This is a genomic window from Vibrio sp. HI00D65 (assembly GCF_001635455.1).
Classification (GTDB): Bacteria; Pseudomonadota; Gammaproteobacteria; order Enterobacterales; family Vibrionaceae; genus Vibrio.
In genome coordinates this window covers 1-250 of the sequence record NZ_LWEH01000178.1, presented here as the reverse complement: position 1 = coordinate 250, position 250 = coordinate 1, and the positions used below count along the sequence as shown (strand labels likewise).

Here is a 250-nt window from a genome sequence, read left to right as displayed (position 1 = left end):
CTCTTCTGACAATATCGTCATTTTTAGGATATTAAATGTCCTAGAAAAGTTACGACTACCAGAGCCAACCCCCATAAAGTCCAGAAGCTCTTGCGCTTCTGGATGTCGAGAAGATGGTTCAACAGTACTTCTAACACCAATCATTTCGACTTTAAAAGCGTCATTTCGATTGGCACCAACGCCCATACCAACCGGATATCTATTTTTAAAGCCAGAAGTATTCTCAGTAACTTCACGTGTATCAAGAAAG

The 250-nt window shown here is 40.4% G+C and carries 1 pseudogene; it reads right to left on the bottom strand.

From position 1 onward, the window contains the following. Nucleotides 1-250, bottom strand: a pseudogene (locus tag A3712_RS27825) (phage tail protein); the annotation flags it as partial.